19 protein-coding genes and 1 pseudogene are annotated in these 18,997 nt (G+C 70.0%); 14 read left to right on the forward strand and 6 right to left on the reverse strand.

Annotated features, from left to right (window positions below; all coding sequences use genetic code 11):
- Positions 1-32: 32 nt before the first annotated feature.
- The 5 genes and pseudogenes from FZ025_RS04215 to FZ025_RS04235 form a co-directional block, all read left to right on the forward strand.
- The gene (locus FZ025_RS04215) at positions 33-1,058 is read left to right on the forward strand and encodes a zinc-binding alcohol dehydrogenase family protein (protein WP_046980833.1); all 1,026 of its coding nucleotides are present in this window, start codon (positions 33-35) and stop codon (positions 1,056-1,058) included.
- Between the two features lie 241 nt (positions 1,059-1,299).
- On the forward strand, positions 1,300-3,345 hold the full coding sequence (locus FZ025_RS04220; protein WP_046980843.1) for an NADPH-dependent 2,4-dienoyl-CoA reductase: 2,046 nt from the start codon (positions 1,300-1,302) through the stop codon (positions 3,343-3,345).
- A 232-nt stretch (positions 3,346-3,577) separates the two neighbouring features.
- Entirely contained in the window at positions 3,578-4,918 is a 1,341-nt protein-coding gene (locus FZ025_RS04225) for an MFS transporter (RefSeq protein ID WP_046980842.1), read from the forward strand.
- 762 nt (positions 4,919-5,680) lie between these two features.
- The gene (locus tag FZ025_RS04230) at positions 5,681-6,142 is read left to right on the forward strand and encodes a cell wall hydrolase (RefSeq protein ID WP_046980831.1); all 462 of its coding nucleotides are present in this window, start codon (positions 5,681-5,683) and stop codon (positions 6,140-6,142) included.
- A 78-nt stretch (positions 6,143-6,220) separates the two neighbouring features.
- Positions 6,221-6,372 (forward strand): annotated as a pseudogene (locus FZ025_RS04235) (thioredoxin domain-containing protein); the annotation flags it as partial.
- Positions 6,373-6,471: 99 nt separating this feature from the next.
- Here the strand turns inward: FZ025_RS04235 and purT are convergent.
- On the reverse strand, positions 6,472-7,659 hold the full coding sequence (purT, locus tag FZ025_RS04240) for a formate-dependent phosphoribosylglycinamide formyltransferase (protein ID WP_046980830.1): 1,188 nt from the start codon (positions 7,657-7,659) through the stop codon (positions 6,472-6,474).
- A gap of 196 nt (positions 7,660-7,855) precedes the next feature.
- Between purT and FZ025_RS04245 the strand changes: the two genes are divergently transcribed.
- The 9 genes from FZ025_RS04245 (at position 7,856) to FZ025_RS22200 (ending at position 14,353) form a co-directional block, all read left to right on the forward strand.
- Positions 7,856-9,007, forward strand: a complete 1,152-nt coding sequence (locus FZ025_RS04245) for an aromatic ring-hydroxylating oxygenase subunit alpha (protein ID WP_046980829.1) — start codon at positions 7,856-7,858, stop codon at positions 9,005-9,007.
- Positions 8,997-9,623, forward strand: a complete 627-nt coding sequence (locus tag FZ025_RS04250) for a DapH/DapD/GlmU-related protein (protein WP_046980828.1) — start codon at positions 8,997-8,999, stop codon at positions 9,621-9,623. The genes FZ025_RS04245 and FZ025_RS04250 overlap by 11 nt, the downstream gene beginning before the upstream one ends.
- A 204-nt stretch (positions 9,624-9,827) precedes the next feature.
- Complete coding sequence (locus FZ025_RS04255) at positions 9,828-10,712, forward strand: SPFH domain-containing protein (protein WP_046980827.1); 885 nt, start codon at positions 9,828-9,830, stop codon at positions 10,710-10,712.
- 58 nt (positions 10,713-10,770) lie between these two features.
- Positions 10,771-10,950: a type II toxin-antitoxin system antitoxin gene (locus FZ025_RS04260; protein ID WP_046980826.1), complete on the forward strand. Its 180-nt coding sequence runs from the start codon at positions 10,771-10,773 to the stop codon at positions 10,948-10,950.
- Positions 10,947-11,123 (forward strand): DUF4177 domain-containing protein, encoded by a 177-nt coding sequence (locus FZ025_RS04265; protein ID WP_146093497.1) that lies wholly within the window; start codon positions 10,947-10,949, stop codon positions 11,121-11,123. Before FZ025_RS04260 ends, FZ025_RS04265 begins: the two co-directional genes overlap by 4 nt.
- 1 nt (position 11,124) lies before the next feature.
- Positions 11,125-12,426, forward strand: a complete 1,302-nt coding sequence (locus tag FZ025_RS04270) for an alpha/beta hydrolase (RefSeq protein ID WP_046980825.1) — start codon at positions 11,125-11,127, stop codon at positions 12,424-12,426.
- A gap of 5 nt (positions 12,427-12,431) precedes the next feature.
- The gene (locus FZ025_RS04275; RefSeq protein WP_053057340.1) at positions 12,432-12,989 is read left to right on the forward strand and encodes a PH domain-containing protein; all 558 of its coding nucleotides are present in this window, start codon (positions 12,432-12,434) and stop codon (positions 12,987-12,989) included.
- Between the two features lie 15 nt (positions 12,990-13,004).
- Complete coding sequence (locus FZ025_RS04280; protein ID WP_046980823.1) at positions 13,005-13,811, forward strand: M15 family metallopeptidase; 807 nt, start codon at positions 13,005-13,007, stop codon at positions 13,809-13,811.
- Positions 13,808-14,353 carry a hypothetical protein gene (locus tag FZ025_RS22200; RefSeq protein WP_244292456.1) on the forward strand — a complete coding sequence of 182 codons (546 nt, stop codon included), beginning with the start codon at positions 13,808-13,810 and terminating at the stop codon, positions 14,351-14,353. Before FZ025_RS04280 ends, FZ025_RS22200 begins: the two co-directional genes overlap by 4 nt.
- On the opposite strand, the gene FZ025_RS04290 is transcribed toward FZ025_RS22200, so the two are convergent.
- The 5 genes from FZ025_RS04290 to FZ025_RS04310 all read right to left on the reverse strand — a co-directional run bounded on the left by FZ025_RS04290 (position 14,287) and on the right by FZ025_RS04310 (position 18,899).
- Complete coding sequence (locus FZ025_RS04290; RefSeq protein ID WP_046980822.1) at positions 14,287-14,961, reverse strand: DNA-3-methyladenine glycosylase family protein; 675 nt, start codon at positions 14,959-14,961, stop codon at positions 14,287-14,289. The genes FZ025_RS22200 and FZ025_RS04290 overlap by 67 nt on opposite strands.
- Position 14,962: 1 nt before the next feature.
- Entirely contained in the window at positions 14,963-15,334 is a 372-nt protein-coding gene (locus FZ025_RS04295) for a DUF423 domain-containing protein (RefSeq protein WP_046980821.1), read from the reverse strand.
- Positions 15,335-15,432: 98 nt separating this feature from the next.
- Positions 15,433-16,602, reverse strand: coding sequence for a polyketide cyclase (locus FZ025_RS04300; protein ID WP_046980820.1), 1,170 nt, complete (start codon positions 16,600-16,602; stop codon positions 15,433-15,435).
- A gap of 465 nt (positions 16,603-17,067) precedes the next feature.
- The gene (locus tag FZ025_RS04305; RefSeq protein ID WP_003465620.1) at positions 17,068-17,709 is read right to left on the reverse strand and encodes a response regulator; all 642 of its coding nucleotides are present in this window, start codon (positions 17,707-17,709) and stop codon (positions 17,068-17,070) included.
- The gene (locus FZ025_RS04310) at positions 17,709-18,899 is read right to left on the reverse strand and encodes a sensor histidine kinase (RefSeq protein ID WP_046980819.1); all 1,191 of its coding nucleotides are present in this window, start codon (positions 18,897-18,899) and stop codon (positions 17,709-17,711) included. The genes FZ025_RS04305 and FZ025_RS04310 overlap by 1 nt, the downstream gene beginning before the upstream one ends.
- Positions 18,900-18,997: the final 98 nt, after the last annotated feature.

Below are 18,997 nucleotides of genomic sequence, written 5' to 3' on the forward strand. Positions count from 1 at the left end.
GCGACACCCGCTTCCCCACTGCTGGAGACATCATGAAAGCCGTCGCCCTGACCCACTACCTGCCGATCGACGATCCGCAGTCGCTGTTCGATACAGACCTGCCCAAGCCGCCCGCCCCCACCGGCGTCGACCTGCTGGTGCGGGTGGAGGCGGTATCGGTCAATCCGGTCGATACCAAGGTGCGCGCGCCCAAGCCGCAGGTGGAAGCGCAGCCCAAGGTGCTGGGCTACGACGCCGCCGGCGTGGTCGAGGCGGTCGGCGCCGAGGTCGAGGGCTTCGAGCCGGGCGACGAGGTCTACTACGCCGGCGACATCACCCGCGCCGGCAGCAACGCGCAGTACCAGCTGGTCGACGCGCGCATCGTCGCGCGCAAACCGGCGACGCTGGATTTCGCGCAGGCCGCGGCGCTGCCGCTGACCACGCTGACCGCGTGGGAACTGCTGTTCCAGCGCATGCCGTTCGACTTCGACGACGAGCGCAACCGCGGCCGCCGCCTGCTGGTGATCGGCGGCGCCGGCGGGGTCGGTTCGATCGCGATCCAGCTGGCGCGGCATGCCGGCTTCCAGGTCATCGCCACCGCCTCGCGCGCGCAGACCCGCGACTGGTGCCTGCAGTTGGGCGCGCAGCAGGTGATCGACCATCGCCAGCCGCTGGCGCCGCAGCTGCAGGCGCTGGGCATCGACCAGGTGGACGCGGCGCTGAACCTGGCCGACACCGACCGCTACTGGGACGTGCTGGGCGAACTGGTCGCGCCGCAAGGCCATGTCGGCCTGATCGTGGAGCCGGCCGGCGCGCTGCGCATCGGCGATCCGTACAAGGCCAAGTGCATCGGCATCCACTGGGAAATGATGTTCGCGCGGGCGCGCTTCAAGACCGCCGACATGATCGAGCAGCACCGGATCCTGGCGCGCACCGCCAGCCTGGTCGACGCCGGCGAGCTGCGCACCACGCTGACCGAGACGCTGGCGCCGATCGACGCGGCCAACCTGCGGCAGGCGCACCGGCGGCTGGAATCGGGCGGCAGCATCGGCAAGCTGGCGCTGGTTGGCTGGGGCTGAGCGGCTAACGCAATTCGATCCGCAGCGATGTCATCTGTGGGAGCGACTTCAGTCGCGACGGGGCATTACCGAAAAAGCCCGTCGCGACTGAAGTCGCTCCCACAGCTTTAGGCCGGCAGAGGAGCAGCCCGCACCGACGGACCGATTGCACCGTCACGGATGCAACCCACGAACGCGCCTCTTGCCGTGGCGCGGGTTTCGCGGCACCCTGCGCCCATCCATACGCAAGCGTATCCAAGCCATGTCGCCCGCCTCCGGCCAGCCCGATCCATCCGCCGCCTATCCGCACCTGTTCGCCCCGCTCGACCTGGGCTTCACCCAGTTGCGCAACCGGGTGCTGATGGGCTCGATGCACACCGGCCTGGAGGATCGCGCGCGCGACTTCCCCAAGCTGGCCGCGTATTTCGCCGAACGCGCCGCCGGTGGCGCCGGGCTGATCGTCACCGGCGGCTTCGCGCCGAACGTGGTCGGCTGGCTGAAACCGTTCGGCGGCAAGCTGTCGTGGCCGTGGGAAGTGCGCCCGCACCGGCAGCTGACCCGCGCGGTGCATGCGCACGCCGCCAAGATCTGCCTGCAGCTGCTGCATGCCGGGCGCTATGCCTACCACCCGCTGTCGGTGGCGCCGTCGAAGCTGAAGGCGCCGATCAATCCGTTCACCCCGCGCGCGCTGTCCGCACGCGGGGTCGAGCGCCAGATCGGCGCCTATGCGCGCGCCGCGCGGCTGGCGCGCGAGGCCGGCTACGACGGCGTGGAAGTGATGGGCTCGGAAGGCTATCTGATCAATGAGTTCGTGGCCCCGCGCAGCAATCGCCGCGACGATGCCTGGGGCGGCGATGCGAGCAGGCGCATGCGCTTCGCGGTGGAGATCGTGCGCCAGATCCGCGCGGCCTGCGGGCCGGACTTCATCATCATCTACCGGCTGTCGCTGGTGGATCTGGTCGAGGACGGCAGCGACTGGCCGGAAATCGTGGCGCAGGCGCAGGCGATCGAGGCCGCCGGCGCGACGCTGATCAACTCCGGCATCGGCTGGCACGAGGCGCGCGTGCCGACCATCGCCACCTCGGTGCCGCGCGCCGCCTTCGCCGGGGTCACCGCCAAGCTCAAGCCGCATGTGCGGGTACCGCTGATCGCGACCAACCGCATCAACATGCCCGACGTGGCAGAACGCATCCTGGCCGGCGGCGGCGCCGACATGGTGTCGCTGGCGCGGCCGCTGCTGGCCGATCCGCAATGGCCGAACAAGGCGCGGCGCGGCCAGGCGCAGGCGATCAACACCTGCATCGCCTGCAATCAGGCCTGCCTGGACCACGTGTTCGAGAACAAGACCGCCAGCTGCCTGGTCAATCCGCGCGCGGCCGCGGAGACCGAACTGAACTACCTGCCCACCGCGGCGCCCAAGCGCATCGCCGTGGTCGGCGCCGGCCCGGCCGGACTGGCCTGCGCCACGGTGGCCGCCGAGCGCGGCCACCGCGTGACCCTGTTCGACAGCGCCGCGGAAATCGGCGGCCAGTTCAACGTGGCCAAGCGCATTCCAGGGAAAGAGGAATTCCACGAGACGCTGCGCTATTTCCGCCACCGGCTCGACGCCACCGGTGTGGACGTGCGCCTGCACACCACCGCCGATGCGGCGCAGCTGGCCGGTTTCGACGACGTGGTGCTGGCCACCGGCATCGTGCCGCGCGCGGTGGATTTCCCCGGCGCCGATCATCGCAACGTGGTCGGTTATCTCGATGTGCTGCAGGGCCGGGTGCAGGCGGCGGACAAGGTCGCGATCATCGGCGCCGGCGGCATCGGTTTCGATGTCGGCGAGTTCCTGGTCCACGCCGGCGCATCGACCGCGCTGGACCCGGCACGGTGGATGGCCGAATGGGGCGTGGATCCGCAGTTCGAGGCGCGCGGCGCATTGCGCAAGCCGCAGCCGGAAGCGCCGGCGCGCAAGGTGTGGCTGTTGCAGCGCAGTGCCGGCCGTCCCGGCGCGCGCCTGGGCAAGACCACCGGCTGGATCCACCGCGCCACGCTGAAGGCCAAGGGCGTGACCCTGCTCGGCGGGGTCGAGTACCTGGGCATGGACGACGCCGGCCTGCGTATCCGCGTGGACGGCGCCGAACAGCTGCTGCCGGTCGGCAGCGTGGTGGTCTGCGCCGGCCAGGAGCCGCGCCGCGACTTGCACGACGCGTTGCAGGCGGCCGGCCGCAAGGTGCACCTGATCGGCGGCGCCGACGGCGCCGCGGAGCTGGATGCCAAACGCGCCATCGCCCAGGGCAGCCGCCTGGCCGCCATGCTCTGACCGAACGCTGCAACCAAGCCTAGACCACACCCTGCTCCCACTCGGGAGAAGGTGGCCCGCAGGGCCGGATGAGGGTGCGGGCGCAGCCTGGCGTACCCGAATACAACGAGGCGCTTCGCGCCGTGCCCTCACCCCAACCCCGCTCCCGAGGGGAGAGGGGCGTTGCGCCCACCTGCGGAGTGCGACGGCAAATTTTCTCCGCTTTGTCGCCTTGCTCAGGTATATCGACGCGATGCGTCCGTCCTCGTCCCGGCCCGCCCCGCTCGACCGCGCTTCGCCGCTGGCGGCGCTGCCGTTGCCCATGGCCGGCCTGCAGGCCTACGCACTGGCGCATTTCGGCAAAAGCCTGCTGTGGTACGCTGGCGAACTGCTACTGATCTATTCGCTGACCGAGCACGCCGGACTGGGTGCGGCGGCGGCCGGGCTGGTGTTGGCGCTGGGCCTGCTGGCCAGTGCGGCGATCGGCCTCGGCGCCGGCTGGCGCTTGCGTCGGCACCTGCGCGATGCGGCCGGCAGCGCGCGCCTGCAATGGCTGGGCCTGAGCGCCGCGGCGCTGGCGCTGCTGCTGGTGTTCGCCGCACCGCTGCTGCCACCCTCGCTGCGGCTGGGGTACGTGCTGGTGGTCAGCCTGCAGTTCCGCATCGCCTACGCGATCTGCGACCTGGCCCAGAACACCTTGCTGAGCCTGGTGCGCTGGCCCTGGCGCGGCCACGACGGCGCCAGCGCGTTGCGCCTGGCCGGCAGCGGCATCGCCGCTCTGCTGGTCAGCGGCGTGGTCGGCGCGGTGCTGGCGCGCGGTGCCGGCGGCGCGGCCTTCGCCTTGCAGGCCAGCACGCTGCTGGCCGCAGTGGCGGTGCTGTGCGCGTGGCGCCTGCGGCACGTGCTGCAGCGTGGCGTGGCGGCGCACCCGGTCGCCACTCCCGACGCGCCTGTGCGCACCGAACCGGCGCCGTGCTGGCGCGCGATCCCGTGGCAGCCGCTGCTGTCGATCGCTGCGGTTTCGCTGACCCTGCCCGCCTTCACCAAACTGGCGCCGTACGTGGCCGCCTACGGCCTGCTGTCGCCGGGCTGGGGCAGCGCGGTGTTGGCGGCCTATGCGTTGGGTTCGGTGCTGGTGCAACCACTGGCGGCGCGGCTGAGCCGGCGGCATACGCCGCAGCAGCGGCTGGCCTGGCTCGGCATGGCGCTGCTGCTGAGCGCGCCGCTGTTCGCGCTGGCGCTGCCGGCGCTGCCGCTGCTGAGCCTGCTGGCCGCCGCCGGCATCGGCGCGATCGGCGGCAGCGCCGGCCAGTTGGTCTGGGCCTGGCATGCGCAGTTGACCGCCAAGCGCGCGGTCGCCCAGCACGCGCTGTGCTTCGCCGCCCTGGTTGCCAGCGCGCAGGTGGCGCTGGCCGCCGGCATTGCCGTGATCGGACTGCTGCTGAGCGCAGTGGACTACCGCGACGGCCATTGCCTGCTGCTGCGCTGGGCAATGGCCGCCGGTCCGCTGGCCTGCGGCGCGCTGTGCCTGCTGCTGGCGCTGCTGTGCGCGCAGCGGCCGCTCAGGCGAAGAAGGCTCGCTGCAGCGGCGTGAGCGCCGTATTCGAGATGATCGCGCCGTCGATGCTGCGCGCGATCCGCAGTGCGCACCGATGCGGCTGTCGATCACTGCATCGCGCAGCGCGCATTGCATGCCGCGCACGGCATCCGTGCTGCGCATGTGCGCAACGCGCATGATTCGCGCCGAGCAGCCATCGGCGCGGCAACGCTAGGCGCACTCCGCAGCGGCTGCGATAGCCGCGACGCGCACGACGCAAAGCGATCGCGGCGCCGCTGAATTACCAAGTTTCTGCGGTTCTCCGACATGGCACCGTGTGTCGAAGCCGGATTTGTGCATTGGCGAACCTGTGCGCGCTGCGCGCCGCAACCGCGCAGGCAGACTGCAGCGCCGCCAATGCGGATCTGCGCCTCGCTGTCGGGTGCCCGGTTCGCCGAGTCCTCCTCGTTTCGCGACGCACTCAACACCTGTCGCGCATCGCCGCGAAGCAGAACGCAATGCGTGCACGACGCGCGCCATTTGCGCATTGGCGCGCCACACAGCATTGGACTGGCGCTGCAATCCACCACAGATAGCGTGAACCCTGTCAACAACCGGGGTTCAGTTGCGATTGGGGAAGCGGCGCCTATTGTGCGCGCCACTTCCAATCCGCCCATCCTGGTGGATCCGCCGGCCTCCAGATTGCGCCGGCACCCGGGCGGCCCGTGACAGGCCGCCTCCCCATGACGCCAAGCCGCATCGCCTTGCCGCGCCGCCCGGCGCAGCCCCGATGACGGCCCATACGGAGCAAGGAGTCATATGAAACTGGCCTGGATACTCTGGCTGTCGCAGTTGTTGCCGCAACCCGCCGCCGATTCGCTGTGTTTGAGCACCACCGTCTACCTGGAAGCGCGCGACCAGACGCTGCGCGGCCAGCAGGCGGTCGCCGAAGTGGCGCTGCGGCGCCTGGACAGCGGCCTGTGGGGCAACTCGATGTGCCAGGTGGTCACCGCGCGCAAGCAGTTCGCGCCCGGGCTGGTGAAACCCGGCACCGAACTGAAGAACGACGACGCATGGGCCGATGCGGTCGACGTCGCCTTCGCCGCCGAGCGCAACTGGGCGCTGCCGCAGGGCCAGCGCAAGGAGATCGTGCCCGGCGCCAGCCATTTCGCCGCGCATGCGATCGCCAATCCGAGCTGGCGCAACGCCTACCAGGTGGCGACGATCGGCGACCACACGTTCTACCGCGTGCAGAAGCTGCGGCCGCGCAACGCGTCCTGAGCGAAGACGCCGCGCTATCGCCAACCGCGCGCAGCGCCGGGAACGCTTCCCGGCCCTGTGTTGGTGCGGAGTGCCGCAATGAAACTGGATGCCAAGCCCGGCGCCTGTTCGCTGGCCGACCACATCGCGCTGCGCTCTGGGCGGAACTGCCGTTCGAACTGGAAGTGCTCGACGCCGCATCGATGAAGGCACCGGCGTATCTCGCACTCAATCCCGCCGGCGCGGCGCCGGCTGACGGCCTGCCAGATCCAACCCGGCCTACTCGGGAATGGATGACACGCCCCAGGTGCTGACCCGGAACTCGGCGATCCTCCAACTGCTCGATGCAATCATGCCTGCAATTCGATGCGCAACGCGGCGGCCGCGGCGCGCGCGGTCTGGCGGGCTTCGTCGATGTTCGCGGCGCGCGCCAGGGTCACCCCGACGCGGCGGTGGCCGTGCACGCCGGGCTTGCCGAACAGGCGCAGCGCGGTGTCCGGGGCCTGCAGCGCGGCGGCGACGTTGCCGAACAGGGGTACGCCTTCGCCGTGCGCCAGCAGCGCGCACGAAGCCGACGGCCCGCTCTGCCGAATGACCGGGATCGGCAGCCCCAGGATCGCGCGCGCATGCAGCGCGAACTCGCTCAGTTCCTGCGACACCAGGGTGACCAGGCCGGTGTCGTGCGGCCGCGGCGACACTTCGCTGAACCACACCGCGTCGCCGTTGACGAACAGTTCCACGCCGAACAGGCCCCAGCCGCCGAGATCGTCGGTGACCGCGCGCGCGATCTGCTGCGCACGCTGCAGCGCCAGCGCCGACATCGGCTGCGGCTGCCAGCTCTCGCGGTAGTCGCCGTCCTTCTGCCAGTGCCCGATCGGATCGCAGAAGGACGTGCCGGCGGCATGGCGCACGGTCAGCAGGGTGATCTCGTAGTCGAAGTCGATGAAGCCTTCGACGATGCAGCGGCCGGCGCCGGCGCGGCCGCCGGTCTGCGCGTATTCCCAGGCCGCATCGATGTCGGCTTCGCTGCGCAGCGTGCTCTGGCCCTTGCCCGAGGACGACATCACCGGCTTGACCACGCACGGCAGGCCGACCGCGGCGATCGCGGCGCGGTATTCCTCGGGCGTATCCACGAAACGGTACGGCGAGGTCGGCAGGCCCAGCGTCTCCGCGGCCAGGCGGCGGATGCCCTCGCGGTCCATGGTCAACCGCGCCGCGCGCGCGGTCGGGATCACCCGCCGGCCGTGCTCGCGCTCCAGCGCCACCAGCGTCTCGGTATGGATCGCCTCGATCTCCGGCACGATCAGGTGCGGCTGCTCGCGCGCGATCAGCTCGCGCAGCGCCATCGCATCGAGCATGTCCAGCACGTGCGAACGGTGCGCCACCTGCATCGCCGGCGCATCGGCGTAGCGGTCGGCGGCGATCACCTCCACGCCGAAGCGCTGCAGTTCGATCGCCACTTCCTTGCCCAGTTCGCCCGAGCCCAGCAGCAGCACGCGGGTGGCGGAAGCGGACAGCGGGGTTCCCAGAGTGGTCATGGCGGCGGTGCCTGCGCGAAGAGTAGTGAGCGCGCCATTCTAACGACCGGGCGCGGCCGGCTGGTGCTCGCAGCCCCTCCCGGCGCCCACTCGCAGGCGGATATCGGGATGCTATCTTCTTCGCACATCCCCGGGACGCCACCATGAAAAAATGCACTATCGAGTGCAGGCGCGGACACGCCGACGAAAGCCGCCCATGCAATCCTTGATGCCGGCCGAAGCCTACATCGACGAGGCATGGTTCGCCCGCGAGCGCGAGCGCCTGATGCAGCCGCTGTGGCAGTTCGTCGCCCCGCGCATGCTACTGGACAAGCACAACGCCTTCGTGCGGCGCTCGGTGTGCGGGGTGGACCTGGTGGTGCAGAACTTCCACGGCGAACTGCGTGCGTTCCACAACCTGTGCCTGCATCGGCAGAACCCGCTGCAGCAACAGCCGCAGGGCGTGCGGCCGCTGCTGTGCAGCTATCACGGCTGGCGCTACGACGCCGACGGTGGCGTCGACAACATCCCGTTCCATGACGATGCCTACCGCCTGCCGCCGCAGCAACGCGCATGCCTGCGGCTCAAACGCCATGCCGTGGCCTGCATCGGCAATCTAGTGTTCGTGAATCTTTCCGCAGATCCGGTGCCGATCGAGGCGCAGTTTTCGCTGCCGGCGCTGGACATGCTGCGGACCGCGTCCGAACACTTCGACAGCGAGGTGCTGGTCGCCACCTTCGAGACGAACTTCAACTGGAAGCTGGCCTACGAGAACCTGCGCGACGCGCTGCACCCGCGCTTCGTGCATCCGCGCACGCTGTCCCGGCAGGTGAAGTTCCAGGTGCAGATGGACTCGGCCAGCATCGCCGATGCGCACCGTTACCACGCGCAAGGCAGCGCCTCGCAGACCGAACACCTGGCCCGGCTGCGCGGTTTCAGCGGCGGCGGACTGGACCAACCCTTGCTGTCGCTGCCGCACTACGCCTGGCACGACAAGGTCGAGCGCTTCGGCACCGACGACTGGTACCTGAACTGGTTGCTGTATCCCAATCTGCACATCGCCTCGGGCTCGGGCGGCTACTCCTTCATCATCGAGCACCACCAGCCGGTGTCCGCGCAACGCACCGACCTCACCGTCTACTACGTCACCGCACGCAAGAAACAACGCTACGCGACCTCCGATGCGGTGCTGCTGGCGCACCTGCAGGGCGCCGAGAAGGTGTTGCGCGAGGACATCGAGATCATGGAAAGCGTGCAATCGGGCCTGCATTCCGGCGCGCCGCGCGCGGTGCTGGGCGACTACGAGCACGCCAACATGCAGGTCGAGCGCTGGTACATGGATGTCATGGAGGGTCGGCATGCCCTCTGAGAAATACCTGATCGGCTCCGGGGCGCTGCTGCAGTGGGCGCTCGCGGCCTGGGCCGAGGTGGCGCCGGACAGCGTGCTGCACCCGGTGGATATCGGCCAGGACCAGGACTACCGCTTCAACCTGGGCGCGCTGCCTGCGCTGGCCGACGCCGACACGACCGCCTTCGTCGCCTGGGGTCCGCAATTCCTTAATTTCCGCCGCCTCGAACTGATGGGCGAGCTGAAATCGCGCGGGGTGAAGATGCCGCCGCTGATCTGCCGTGGCGCGCTGGTCGCGTCCGGCGCCAGGATCGGCGAGAACTGCATGGTCGGTGCCGGAGCGATCGTCGCTGCGCATTGCGACATCGCCTACAACGCCTGGATCGGGACGGCCGCACGGCTGGAATACGGCGTGAAGATCGGCGCGTCCGCCTGGGTCGAGGCCGGCGTGTTCATCGGTGCGGAAGCCTCGATCGGCAGCCATGCGACGCTGGGTGGGCACGTCGATATCGCCGCAGGCGTCCGCGTCGGCAAACGCTGCACCGTCGAGGTGCCCGGTTGCTACCGCAGCGACATCGCCGTCGGTACTCATCACCTGGCCACGCTCGGCACGCCGGTGGTCATCCTCAACGGTTGACGGCTGCTCGCCCCAGCTTTCCGTCGCGCACGCCCCGCTGCCTCCTCCACCCCGCTGCCCGTTCCGCGGGGCATGAGCGTGCCTGGACGAAAGCGGCCGCCACGGCAGCGGGCCAGGGCCACCGCCGCGTACGAGCGGCATGCACCCCTATTGCAAACAGATATCAAAGTGATATCTTTTCGCCACACACCTGGGGAGACCGTCATGAAAGAACGCACGCTTCGCTCGCTGCCCGGCATTCCGCTCCTGCTCGGCGTCCTGGCGCTGTCCGCCCTGGCGCTGTGGCTGTTCGTGGTCGGCGTCATCAAGGATCCGGTCAGCGGCGGGCCGAGCTCGCTGCCGCTGGTGCCGCTGTCGCTGCCGCTCGGCGCCGTCGCCCTGTTCAGCCTGTGCGGCCTGTACACGGTGCAGCCGAACCAGGCCGCGGTGCTGAGCCTGTTCGGCAAGTACGTGGGCACGGTCAAGGACAACGGGCTGCGCTGGAACAACCCCTTCTATTCGAAGAAGAAGGTCAGCCAGCGGGTGCGCAACTTCGAGAGCGGCCGGCTCAAGGTCAACGAACTGGACGGCAGCCCGATCGAGATCGCCGCGGTGATCGTGTGGCAGGTGATCGATGCGTCCGAGGCCGTTTACAACGTCGACGACTACGAGAGCTTCGTGCACATCCAGTCCGAATCGGCGCTGCGCGCGATGGCCACCAGCTATTCCTACGACCAGCACGAGGACGGCCAGATCTCGCTGCGCAGCCATCCCACCGAGATCAGCGAGCAGCTCAAGCGCCACCTCGACGAACGGCTGACCCAGGCCGGCGTGGACGTGATCGAAGCGCGCATCAGCCATCTCGCCTACGCGCCGGAAATCGCCCAGGCGATGCTGCAGCGGCAGCAGGCCAATGCGGTGATCGCCGCGCGTACGCGCATCGTCGCCGGTGCGGTGGGCATGGTCGAGATGGCGCTGGCCGAGCTGGAGAAGAACGGCACCGTGCAACTGGACGAGGAACGCAAGGCGCACATGGTCAGCAATCTGCTGACCGTGCTGTGCTCGGACCGTGGCGCGCAACCGATCGTCAACGCCGGTTCGCTGTACTGATGCGCCAGCCCCGCCATTGCCGCGCGGCGGCGGCCGCGCGGGCGTCAAGGAACCCCGCATGAGCGAAAAGAAGGCCTATCCGCTGCGCATCAACGCCGACGTGCTGGCGGCGGTGCAGCGCTGGGCCGACGACGAGCTGCGCAGCCTCAACGCGCAGATCGAATACGTGTTGCGCGACGCGTTGCGCAAGGCCGGGCGGCTGCCCAAGCCGCGGGACGACAAGGAACCGGAAGCATGAGCAAGCGCTGGGAATACCTCACCCTCGAAACCAAGACCAATCTACTGATGGGCCTGAAAATGGAAGAACTGCAGGCCGAACTGAGCAAGCAAGGCAAGCTCGGCTGGGAACTGATCAACGTCCTCACCCTGCCGGGCACCAAGCCGCTGCTGATGTTCAAGCGGGAACTCTGACATGCGCCGCCGCTGCTCGTTGCGCCTCGCGCTGCCGTTGCTGCTGGCGTGCTCCTGCGCGCTGGCGGCCACGCCGCAACAGGCCGCCGACACGCTGCTGGACCGCCTGCAGGCCGGCGACCTCGCCGCGGTCGAAGCCGAGTTCACCCCGGCGATGGCCCAAGCGGTGCCGGCCGAGAAACTGGCCGAGGCCTGGCACAGGGTGTCCGCACAGATGGGCGCGTTGCAGCAGCGCGGCACGGCCAGCGAACGCCAGCAGCAAGGGCTCAGCCTGATCGAGCAACGCCTGCAGTTCGAACGCGGGGCGATGCTGTTGCATGTCTCGGTGAACGCCGAAGGCAGGATCGCCGGCCTGCTGCTGACCCCGGCGGCCCCACCGCCGCCCGCCGCCGATGCCGGCTTCGCCGAACAGACGTTCGCGGTCGGTCCGCTGCCCGGCACCCTGGCATTGCCGGCCAGCAAGGGACCGTTCCCGGCCGTGGTACTGGTGCAGGGCTCAGGCCCGCTCGACCGCGACGAGACCATCGGCCCGAATCTGCCGTTCCTCGATGTCGCGCGTGGCCTCGCCGCGCAGGGCATCGCGGTGCTGCGTTACGACAAGCGCAGCTACGCGCTGCCGAAGAGCTTCGCCGGGGACGCGTCCTTCACCATGGACGACGAAACCACCGACGATGCGGTCGCCGCGGTCGCGGCGCTGGCGCGCACGCCGGGCATCGACCGCAAGCGCATCTTCGTGATGGGCCACAGCCAGGGCGGCATGCTCGCCGCGCGCATCGCGCGCATGTCCGGCAAGACCGCCGGCATCGTCCTGTGGGCGGCACCGGCGCGCGCGCTGCTGGACCTGCTGCTCGACCAGAACCGCTATCTGCTCGGCCTGCAAGGCACGCCGTCCGCGGAGGGCAAGGCACGCCTGGCCGAGATCGAGCGGCGCGTGGCCAAGGTCCGCGGCGACGGTGCGGTGGCGCGCACCGATTCGCCGCAGGACATGCCGGCCGCGTACTGGCGTGCGTTCGACAAGGTGGATCCGGTGGCCGACGTCCTCGCCCTGCGCCAGCCGGTGCTGTGGCTGCAGGGCGAGCGCGACTTCCAGGTCACCGCGCCGGACTGGCAGCGCTGGCAGCAGGCGCTGGGCGGCGACCCGCGCGCGACCCTGCACCGCTATGCGCAACTCAACCACCTCGGCATCGCCGGCAGCGGCGCGCCCGGGCCGGCCGAGTACGCGCAACCCGGGCATGTCGACCCGCAGCTGATCGCCGATACCGCGCAGTGGATCCGCGCACAGCAAATCCGCGCACAACAATGACCGCCATGCACAGCCATTCCCGCGCCGCACCGATCTCCCGCGACTACCGCGTCGCCGCGCCCGGGCGCCTGCCGCTGCTCGGCCTGTGGCTGCCGCTGCTGCTCGCCGCCGGTCTGGTCGCCACGGTGGGCCTGTCCAGTCCGGACCGCGGCCATCGCCTGCACTGGGCCACCCTGGCGCTGCTGCCAGCGACCGGCACGGTGCTGAGCCTGCTCTACCTGCGGCGCGGCATCCGCCTGCAAGGACGCACGCTGCTGGTCCGCTCCAGCATGTTCGCCTCGCGCACCGACATCGCCGCACTCGACCTGGCGCATGCACGCGTGCTGGACCTCGCCGAGCACGGCGAGTACGCGCCGACCCGCAAGACCCTCGCCTACGCGCTGCCCGGCTTCAAATCCGGCCATTTCCGCATGCGCAACGGCAACCGCGCGTTCTGCCTGCTCACCGATGCCAGCCGCGTGCTGGCGCTGCCGTTGCGCGACGGACGCTGGCTGCTGCTGAGTCCCGAACAGCCGCGGCAGTTGCTGCAGGACCTGCGGCAGCTGGCCGCGCGCGGCGCTTAGCCCTACCCTGTGCGGATGCGCCCTGCCCCCGCCCTGCTGCTCAATACCGAGTGCATCGAATTGCTGCCGGCCGCGCTGCTGCGCGCGCGCAGCAACGCCGATGCGCGGCTGCTCGCGCAGGCGACCTGGCTGCTGCGGCGCAAGTGCGACGGCCGCTACCTCGCCGTCGCCGCCACGCACGGCATGCACGCGCTGGTACCGCGGCTGATGCACGAACCGGGCATCGACGCGGCGCTGGACCGTCTCGACGCCCTGCCCGTCCGCGGGCAAGCCGACACCGCCGCGCTGCTGCCGCTGCACGCCTTGCACGAACGCCTGGCCCACCTCGGCCTGGACGCGGAGGACTACGCGCGCAGCACCGGGCTGCCTTTGCAGGCCGAACCCGCCACGCTGCGCGCCGCCGGCCGCGACCGCTACCGGCGCCCCCTGTGGCTGAGCGCCGGCGCCGCGCGCGCCTGGCCGGCGCTGCAGCGCGCCGCCGCACGCGACGGCGTGGTGCTGGAGGCGATCTCCGGCTACCGCAGCCACGCCTACCAACTGGGCATCTTCGCGCGCAAGTTCGCGCGCGGGCAGAGCCTGCAGCAGATCCTGCAGGTCAATGCCGCGCCCGGCTACAGCGAACACCACAGCGGCGACGCGCTGGACATCGGCACGCCCGGCGAAGCGCCGGCCGAGGAGAGCTTCGAACGCACCGCGGCCTTCGCCTGGCTGCGCGCGCATGCCGCCGACTTCGGCTACCGGATGAGCTATCCACGCGGCAATCCGCACGGCATCGTCTACGAGCCCTGGCATTGGCGCTGGCACGCCGGAGCGCCGGCATGAGGCATCGCGTACCAAGCGTGTTGCGCGGCAACCCGGCGTGTTGTGCCCTGGGCTTGCTGGCCCTGCCGTTTGCGGCCTGCGTACAGTGGCATGATCGCCAGGGCACGCCGCTGCCCGACAGCACCGAGCGCGCGCACGACAAGACTTTCGCGGCCACGGTCCACGTCGCCGACGAAGCCGCGGTCGCGCGTTTCGGAAAAAAGTGGACCGAGACCGACAGCCGCCACGGCCCGCAGCGTGTGGCGCTGGCGGACTATCCGGCATTCTTCACCGAACGCATCGCCGCCGACCCACGCGCGGTGCTGCACAACGCCGACCTGATGCCGCCGCGCTTCGACCGCCCGCTGGCGGCGACCTGGCTGCGCAGCGATGCCGCGCCCACCGACACGCGCCGGCTGGTGCCGCGCGGGCAGGACTATGCGCGCGAACAGAACCTGATCTGGGCCGCCTCGGAACTGCCGCTGGGTAGGCCGTTCTACTCCTGCGAGCGCGGCGTAGGCGCCTTGGTCGGCAGCGCCGCGTCGGCGATGCGCCACAGGTAGAAGCTGGCATAGCTGCGATACGGGCCCCAGCGCTCGCCGCGGGCCAGCAGATCCTTCGGGGTCGGCGGCAGTTCCAGCGCGTCCACGCGCTGCGCGCCCTTGCGCACGCCCAGGTCGTCCACCGGCAACAGGTCGGGGCGGCCCAGGCGGAACAGCAGCATCATCTGCACCGTCCAGCGGCCGATGCCGCGGATCGGCAGCAGCGCTTCGACGATCGCGTCCTGGTGCATCGTCGCCATCTGCCGCAGGCCGGGAATCTCGCCGGCCGCCTCGCGCAGCGCCAGATCGCGCAGCGCCAGCGCCTTGTTGGCGGACACGCCGCAGCCGCGCAGGCCGGGATCGTCGATCCGCGCCAGCGTGTCGGCATGCAGGCGGGTACTGCCGATCGCCACCTCGACGCGGCCGACGATGGTCGCGGCGGCCTTGCCGCTGAGTTGCTGGAACAGGATCGCGCGGGCCAGCGCATCGACCGGATCGAAGCGCCTGGACCAGCCCGGCTGTGCCGCGATCGGGCCGATCCGGCGCATCCACGCGCCGAGCTTGCGGTCGCGCCGGCTCAGGTGGTCGTAGGCGGCCTGGGTGTCGAATCCACGCGGGTAGCGGGGCATCTCAACGCCTCAGCGCATCCAGCGCGTACAGCACCCAGCCCAGCATCAGCGTGGTGCCGCCGACCGGGGCCAGCCGCGTCGGCCATTGCACCAGCGCGTTGCCGGCCAGGCTGCCGGCGAACAGCAGCGTGCCGAGCAGCAGCAGGGCCAGCCCGGCGCGCGCGAGCAGGCGTTCGCTGCTGCGGGCCAGTGCCGCCAGCGCCAGCCCGTGGCCGAAGGCGTACAGCGCGGCGGTCTGCAGATGCGACTGCGCCAGCGGCTCGCTGACGCCGTGCGAGGCATACGCGGACAGGCCGATCGCGGCAGCGGCCAGCAGGCCGCCGGCACAGGCCAGCCAGGACCGTTTGCGCGAACGTCGATCGAAATTCAGCATGACGATGCTCCGTTGCGGCCGGCGTTCCGGCCCCCATAAACGAAACGCGCCGCAAGCAGCGGCGCGTTTCGTGGTCGCTCATCCATGCAGGCGACGGCTTACTTGATCGCCCAGTAGATGTCGTACGTGCCGTCCGGCGTGAACGACTTGTCCACCCCGCCCTTCCAGGCTTCGTACGGACGGTCGGTCACGTCGTAGCCGCTGGTGGCGGCCCAGGCGCGAACCGCATTGCGTGCCGCATCCAGGCCCGCCATGTGCCCGGTGTAGCTGGCGAACGCGGAGCGGTGCGCCGCGGTACGCAGGTAGGTGACCGGCGCGCCCTGCGGGATGGTCGGCTTCAGCGCCTCGCCGCTGGCGGCGACCGGGGTCGCATCGACGACCGGAGCCGCAGGCGCGGCCGCGGCGTCCTTCTTCTCTCCCGGCTTGGCCGCCGCATCCGGCTTCGGCGCGCCACCGGCACGCTTGCGCACCGGCTGGGACACATCGAAGGCGTACTTGTCGGAACCGAAGTCGGTGGTGACGATGCGCACCGGACCGGCCGCTTCCAGGCCGTTGGCGTCCATCACCCGCTTGATCCACTCCTGGTTGTCCTTGATGGACTTCTTGATGGAGTCGTTGTCGCGGTCGATGTTGCCGGCGTTGACCACCAGCAGATCCTCGGCAGGAACGTCGACCACCTTCAGGTCCGTCAACGGGGTTTCCTCGGCGCGGTAGTCGACGTTCGGCACGGTGGCCAGCACGTTGCTCAGCCGCGACAGGCCCAGCTTGATGTCGTCGCCGACATGGCGGCTCACGTACAGGCCGGCGTAGCGGCCGAACAGGTCCCAGCCGTACCTGACCGTGTAGTCCTGGGTGATCTTGACGTTGCGGCCGCTCTTGCCGGTCGGCTCGAGCTTGAACGACGTGGTCTTGTCGCTGCCCCGGCTCTCGTCTTCGATGCCGATGACGACCTGCTTGTTCTTCTCGGTCGAGGTGATGGTCCAGCTGCCCTTGCCGATGTAGCCCTCGTTGGAGGCGTAGTCGAGGCGGGCGCCGACGCCGGCTTCGGGACCGGAAAGCTTCAGCTGGATACGCGGATCGCGCAGCACCAGAGGGTTCCAGTCCTTGAACCGACGCAGGCTGTTCACCGTGTCATAGACGATGGTCATGCGCCGATTGGTTTCGACGCTCTCGGACATGTGACGTTCCGAAGGCAGCACCAGGCCAACGATGACGAACAGGCCAACCACGATCCCCAGTGCGATCAGGAATTCGATAATACGGGTCATTCAGGAGGTCTCCGGGGCCGATCCCACGGCCGGGTTGATGAAGCGAAGCGCCCATCCTAGCAGGCTTCGCGGCTCGTGGTCAGCAGAGGGCGACGCGGAATTCGGCATAGTGGCGAAAACCCCGCGAACGCGCCGTGCAAAGCGCCGCCGCGCCGCCGTGCGGGCGACCAGCCCATTGTCGTCCGGGCCGTGGCGGACAGGCATGCAGCGGCGCCGTGCGGCCGCAGGCAAGCCAGACCCGGCGAGGCGTTTGCGGCTGCGCGCGGGGACTGCAGCCGGGCCAGGCGGCAGACCACTGCGTCCGAACCACGGCCGCGGTGGAGCATCGACCCAGGACGTCTGCGGGTTCGGCAGGCCTGCCGCTTCGTTTGTCGCGACTGAAGTCGCTCCCACAAAGGGCTGGCGCGCCGCCGGCGCGCGCGGACGGGAACTCCCGGCGAGCGCGGACCGAGCCTCCCGCCCGTGTCACACCAACTGCAGCTCGAACGCCTTCAGCACCGCGCGGGTACGGTCGCGTACGCCCAGTTTCGACAGGATGTTGGACACGTGGTTCTTGATCGTGCCCTCGGCCACGCCCAGCGAGTTGGCGATCTCCTTGTTGGAGAAGCCGCTGGCCATCAGCCGCAGGATCTCGGTCTCGCGGTCGGTCAGCGGGTCGGGCCGGTCCAGGCTGACGAAGTCGTTGCGCATGTGCTCCAGGCCCGACAGCAGGCGCTGGGTCACCGCCGGCTGCACCAGCGAGCCGCCAGCGGCCACCGCGCGGATCGCCCCGACCAGCTGTTCCAGCGACACGTCCTTGAGCAGATAGCCCTTGGCGCCGGCCTTGAGCCCGGCCAGCACCAGCTGGTCGTCGTCGAAGGTGGTCAGGATGATGGTCGGCGGCAGCGTGCCGTTGCGCGAGAGCATCTGCAGCGCCTCCAGCCCGGACATCGCCGGCATGCGCATGTCCATCAGCACCACGTCCGGCTTCACCTGCGGGATCAGCTCCACCGCCTGGCGGCCGTCGTTGGCCTCGGCGATCACCTCGATCCCGCCGTCCAACGCCAGCAGCGAGCGGATCCCCTGCCGCACCAGGGTTTGGTCGTCGACCAGGCAGACACGGATCATCACAGCACTCCTCGTGGAACGGCGGGCGGCAGCAACGCGGCCGCGCTCGGGACCGCGGCGCGCAGGCGGAAGCCCGTCCCCTGCGGCGCATCGATCTCCAGGCTGCCACCATACTGGCTCAGCCGCTCGCGCATGCCGCGCAGGCCGTTGCCGGGCAGCAGGGTCTCGCAGCCGCGGCCGTCGTCGTGGGCCTGGATCACCACCAGCGGGCCGTCGCGGCGCACCTGGATCCACAGGTTGTCGGCCTGCGCGTGGCGCACCGTGTTGGTGATGATTTCCTGGGTGCAGCGCAGCAGGACATGCGCGCGCTCCGGGTCCTCGACGGTCAGCGGCTCGTCCACCTGCAGGTGGATCTGCAGCGCCGGCACCCGTTCGGCCAGCGGTCGCAAGGCCGCGGCCAGGTCGATCGCGCCGCTGTCGCGCAGCTGGCTGACCGCTTCGCGCACGTCGGTGAGCAGCAGCTTGGCCAGGGTATGCGCCTGGTGCACATGCTCCTGCGCGCGCCCTTCGGTGATGTGCCCGGCCACTTCCAGGTTCAGGCTCAGCGCGGTCAGGTGGTGGCCGAGCAGGTCGTGCAGCTCGCGCGAGATGCGGGTGCGCTCGTTGATCCGGGCGCTTTCGGCCAGCAGCGCGCGGGTGGCGCGCAGTTCGGCATTGAGCTGGCGCTGCTCCTCGCGCGCCTGGACCTGCTGCCGCGCGACCAGGCTGGTGACGAAGATGAACATGGAGAAGCCGCCGTACAGCAGCGACTGCATCAGCGCCTCGAACACCGGGAAGCCCATCGCCAGGTACACCGGCAGCACCGCCAGCTGGCTCAGCAGCAGCCAGGCCACGCCGGCGCGCACCGGCAACAGCCAGGGAATGACCCCGGCCGCCACCATCATCAGGATGCTGCCCAGCCCGGAGCGGTGCAGATAGCCGACCGCCAGCGCGCACACGGTCAGCAACACCAGCATGCCGCGGCCGTACCAGCGCGCGCCGTCGCCGCTGTGCAGGCGCCGGGTCAGCAGGAAGTAGCCCAGGCCGAAGCCGAGGTAGCTGGCCAGCAGCAGCCACACCTCGCCGCTGGGCATGCGGCTCGATTCCTCGACCGGTTCCCAGTACAGGTACAACAGCGGCATGCAGATGACGGCCCAGGTGAACAGGCCGGCATAGCGCAGGACGCGGGCATGACTGAGAGACTCCAACATGCACGCATCTTAGGATGAACGGCGCGCATTGCACTCCCACGGAAGTCATGCATGCGCGGCTCGCCGCCCCGCGCCCCGCGTGCGATAATCCGGCTGGC

This window comes from Xanthomonas hyacinthi, assembly GCF_009769165.1.
Lineage (GTDB): Bacteria > Pseudomonadota > Gammaproteobacteria > Xanthomonadales > Xanthomonadaceae > Xanthomonas_A > Xanthomonas_A hyacinthi.

What these genes read in the sequence shown, in the direction of transcription:
- FZ025_RS04215 (WP_046980833.1), top strand. Translation starts at nt 33, where the DNA reads ATGAAAGCCGTCGCCCTGACCCACTACCTGCCGATCGACGATCCGCAG.
- FZ025_RS04220 (WP_046980843.1), top strand. Translation starts at nt 1,300, where the DNA reads ATGTCGCCCGCCTCCGGCCAGCCCGATCCATCCGCCGCCTATCCGCAC.
- FZ025_RS04225 (WP_046980842.1), top strand. Translation starts at nt 3,578, where the DNA reads ATGCGTCCGTCCTCGTCCCGGCCCGCCCCGCTCGACCGCGCTTCGCCG.
- FZ025_RS04230 (WP_046980831.1), top strand. Translation starts at nt 5,681, where the DNA reads ATGAAACTGGCCTGGATACTCTGGCTGTCGCAGTTGTTGCCGCAACCC.
- purT (WP_046980830.1), bottom strand. Translation starts at nt 7,659, where the DNA reads ATGACCACTCTGGGAACCCCGCTGTCCGCTTCCGCCACCCGCGTGCTG.
- FZ025_RS04245 (WP_046980829.1), top strand. Translation starts at nt 7,856, where the DNA reads ATGCAATCCTTGATGCCGGCCGAAGCCTACATCGACGAGGCATGGTTC.
- FZ025_RS04250 (WP_046980828.1), top strand. Translation starts at nt 8,997, where the DNA reads ATGCCCTCTGAGAAATACCTGATCGGCTCCGGGGCGCTGCTGCAGTGG.
- FZ025_RS04255 (WP_046980827.1), top strand. Translation starts at nt 9,828, where the DNA reads ATGAAAGAACGCACGCTTCGCTCGCTGCCCGGCATTCCGCTCCTGCTC.
- FZ025_RS04260 (WP_046980826.1), top strand. Translation starts at nt 10,771, where the DNA reads ATGAGCGAAAAGAAGGCCTATCCGCTGCGCATCAACGCCGACGTGCTG.
- FZ025_RS04265 (WP_146093497.1), top strand. Translation starts at nt 10,947, where the DNA reads ATGAGCAAGCGCTGGGAATACCTCACCCTCGAAACCAAGACCAATCTA.
- FZ025_RS04270 (WP_046980825.1), top strand. Translation starts at nt 11,125, where the DNA reads ATGCGCCGCCGCTGCTCGTTGCGCCTCGCGCTGCCGTTGCTGCTGGCG.
- FZ025_RS04275 (WP_053057340.1), top strand. Translation starts at nt 12,432, where the DNA reads ATGCACAGCCATTCCCGCGCCGCACCGATCTCCCGCGACTACCGCGTC.
- FZ025_RS04280 (WP_046980823.1), top strand. Translation starts at nt 13,005, where the DNA reads ATGCGCCCTGCCCCCGCCCTGCTGCTCAATACCGAGTGCATCGAATTG.
- FZ025_RS22200 (WP_244292456.1), top strand. Translation starts at nt 13,808, where the DNA reads ATGAGGCATCGCGTACCAAGCGTGTTGCGCGGCAACCCGGCGTGTTGT.
- FZ025_RS04290 (WP_046980822.1), bottom strand. Translation starts at nt 14,961, where the DNA reads ATGCCCCGCTACCCGCGTGGATTCGACACCCAGGCCGCCTACGACCAC.
- FZ025_RS04295 (WP_046980821.1), bottom strand. Translation starts at nt 15,334, where the DNA reads ATGCTGAATTTCGATCGACGTTCGCGCAAACGGTCCTGGCTGGCCTGT.
- FZ025_RS04300 (WP_046980820.1), bottom strand. Translation starts at nt 16,602, where the DNA reads ATGACCCGTATTATCGAATTCCTGATCGCACTGGGGATCGTGGTTGGC.
- FZ025_RS04305 (WP_003465620.1), bottom strand. Translation starts at nt 17,709, where the DNA reads ATGATCCGTGTCTGCCTGGTCGACGACCAAACCCTGGTGCGGCAGGGG.
- FZ025_RS04310 (WP_046980819.1), bottom strand. Translation starts at nt 18,899, where the DNA reads ATGTTGGAGTCTCTCAGTCATGCCCGCGTCCTGCGCTATGCCGGCCTG.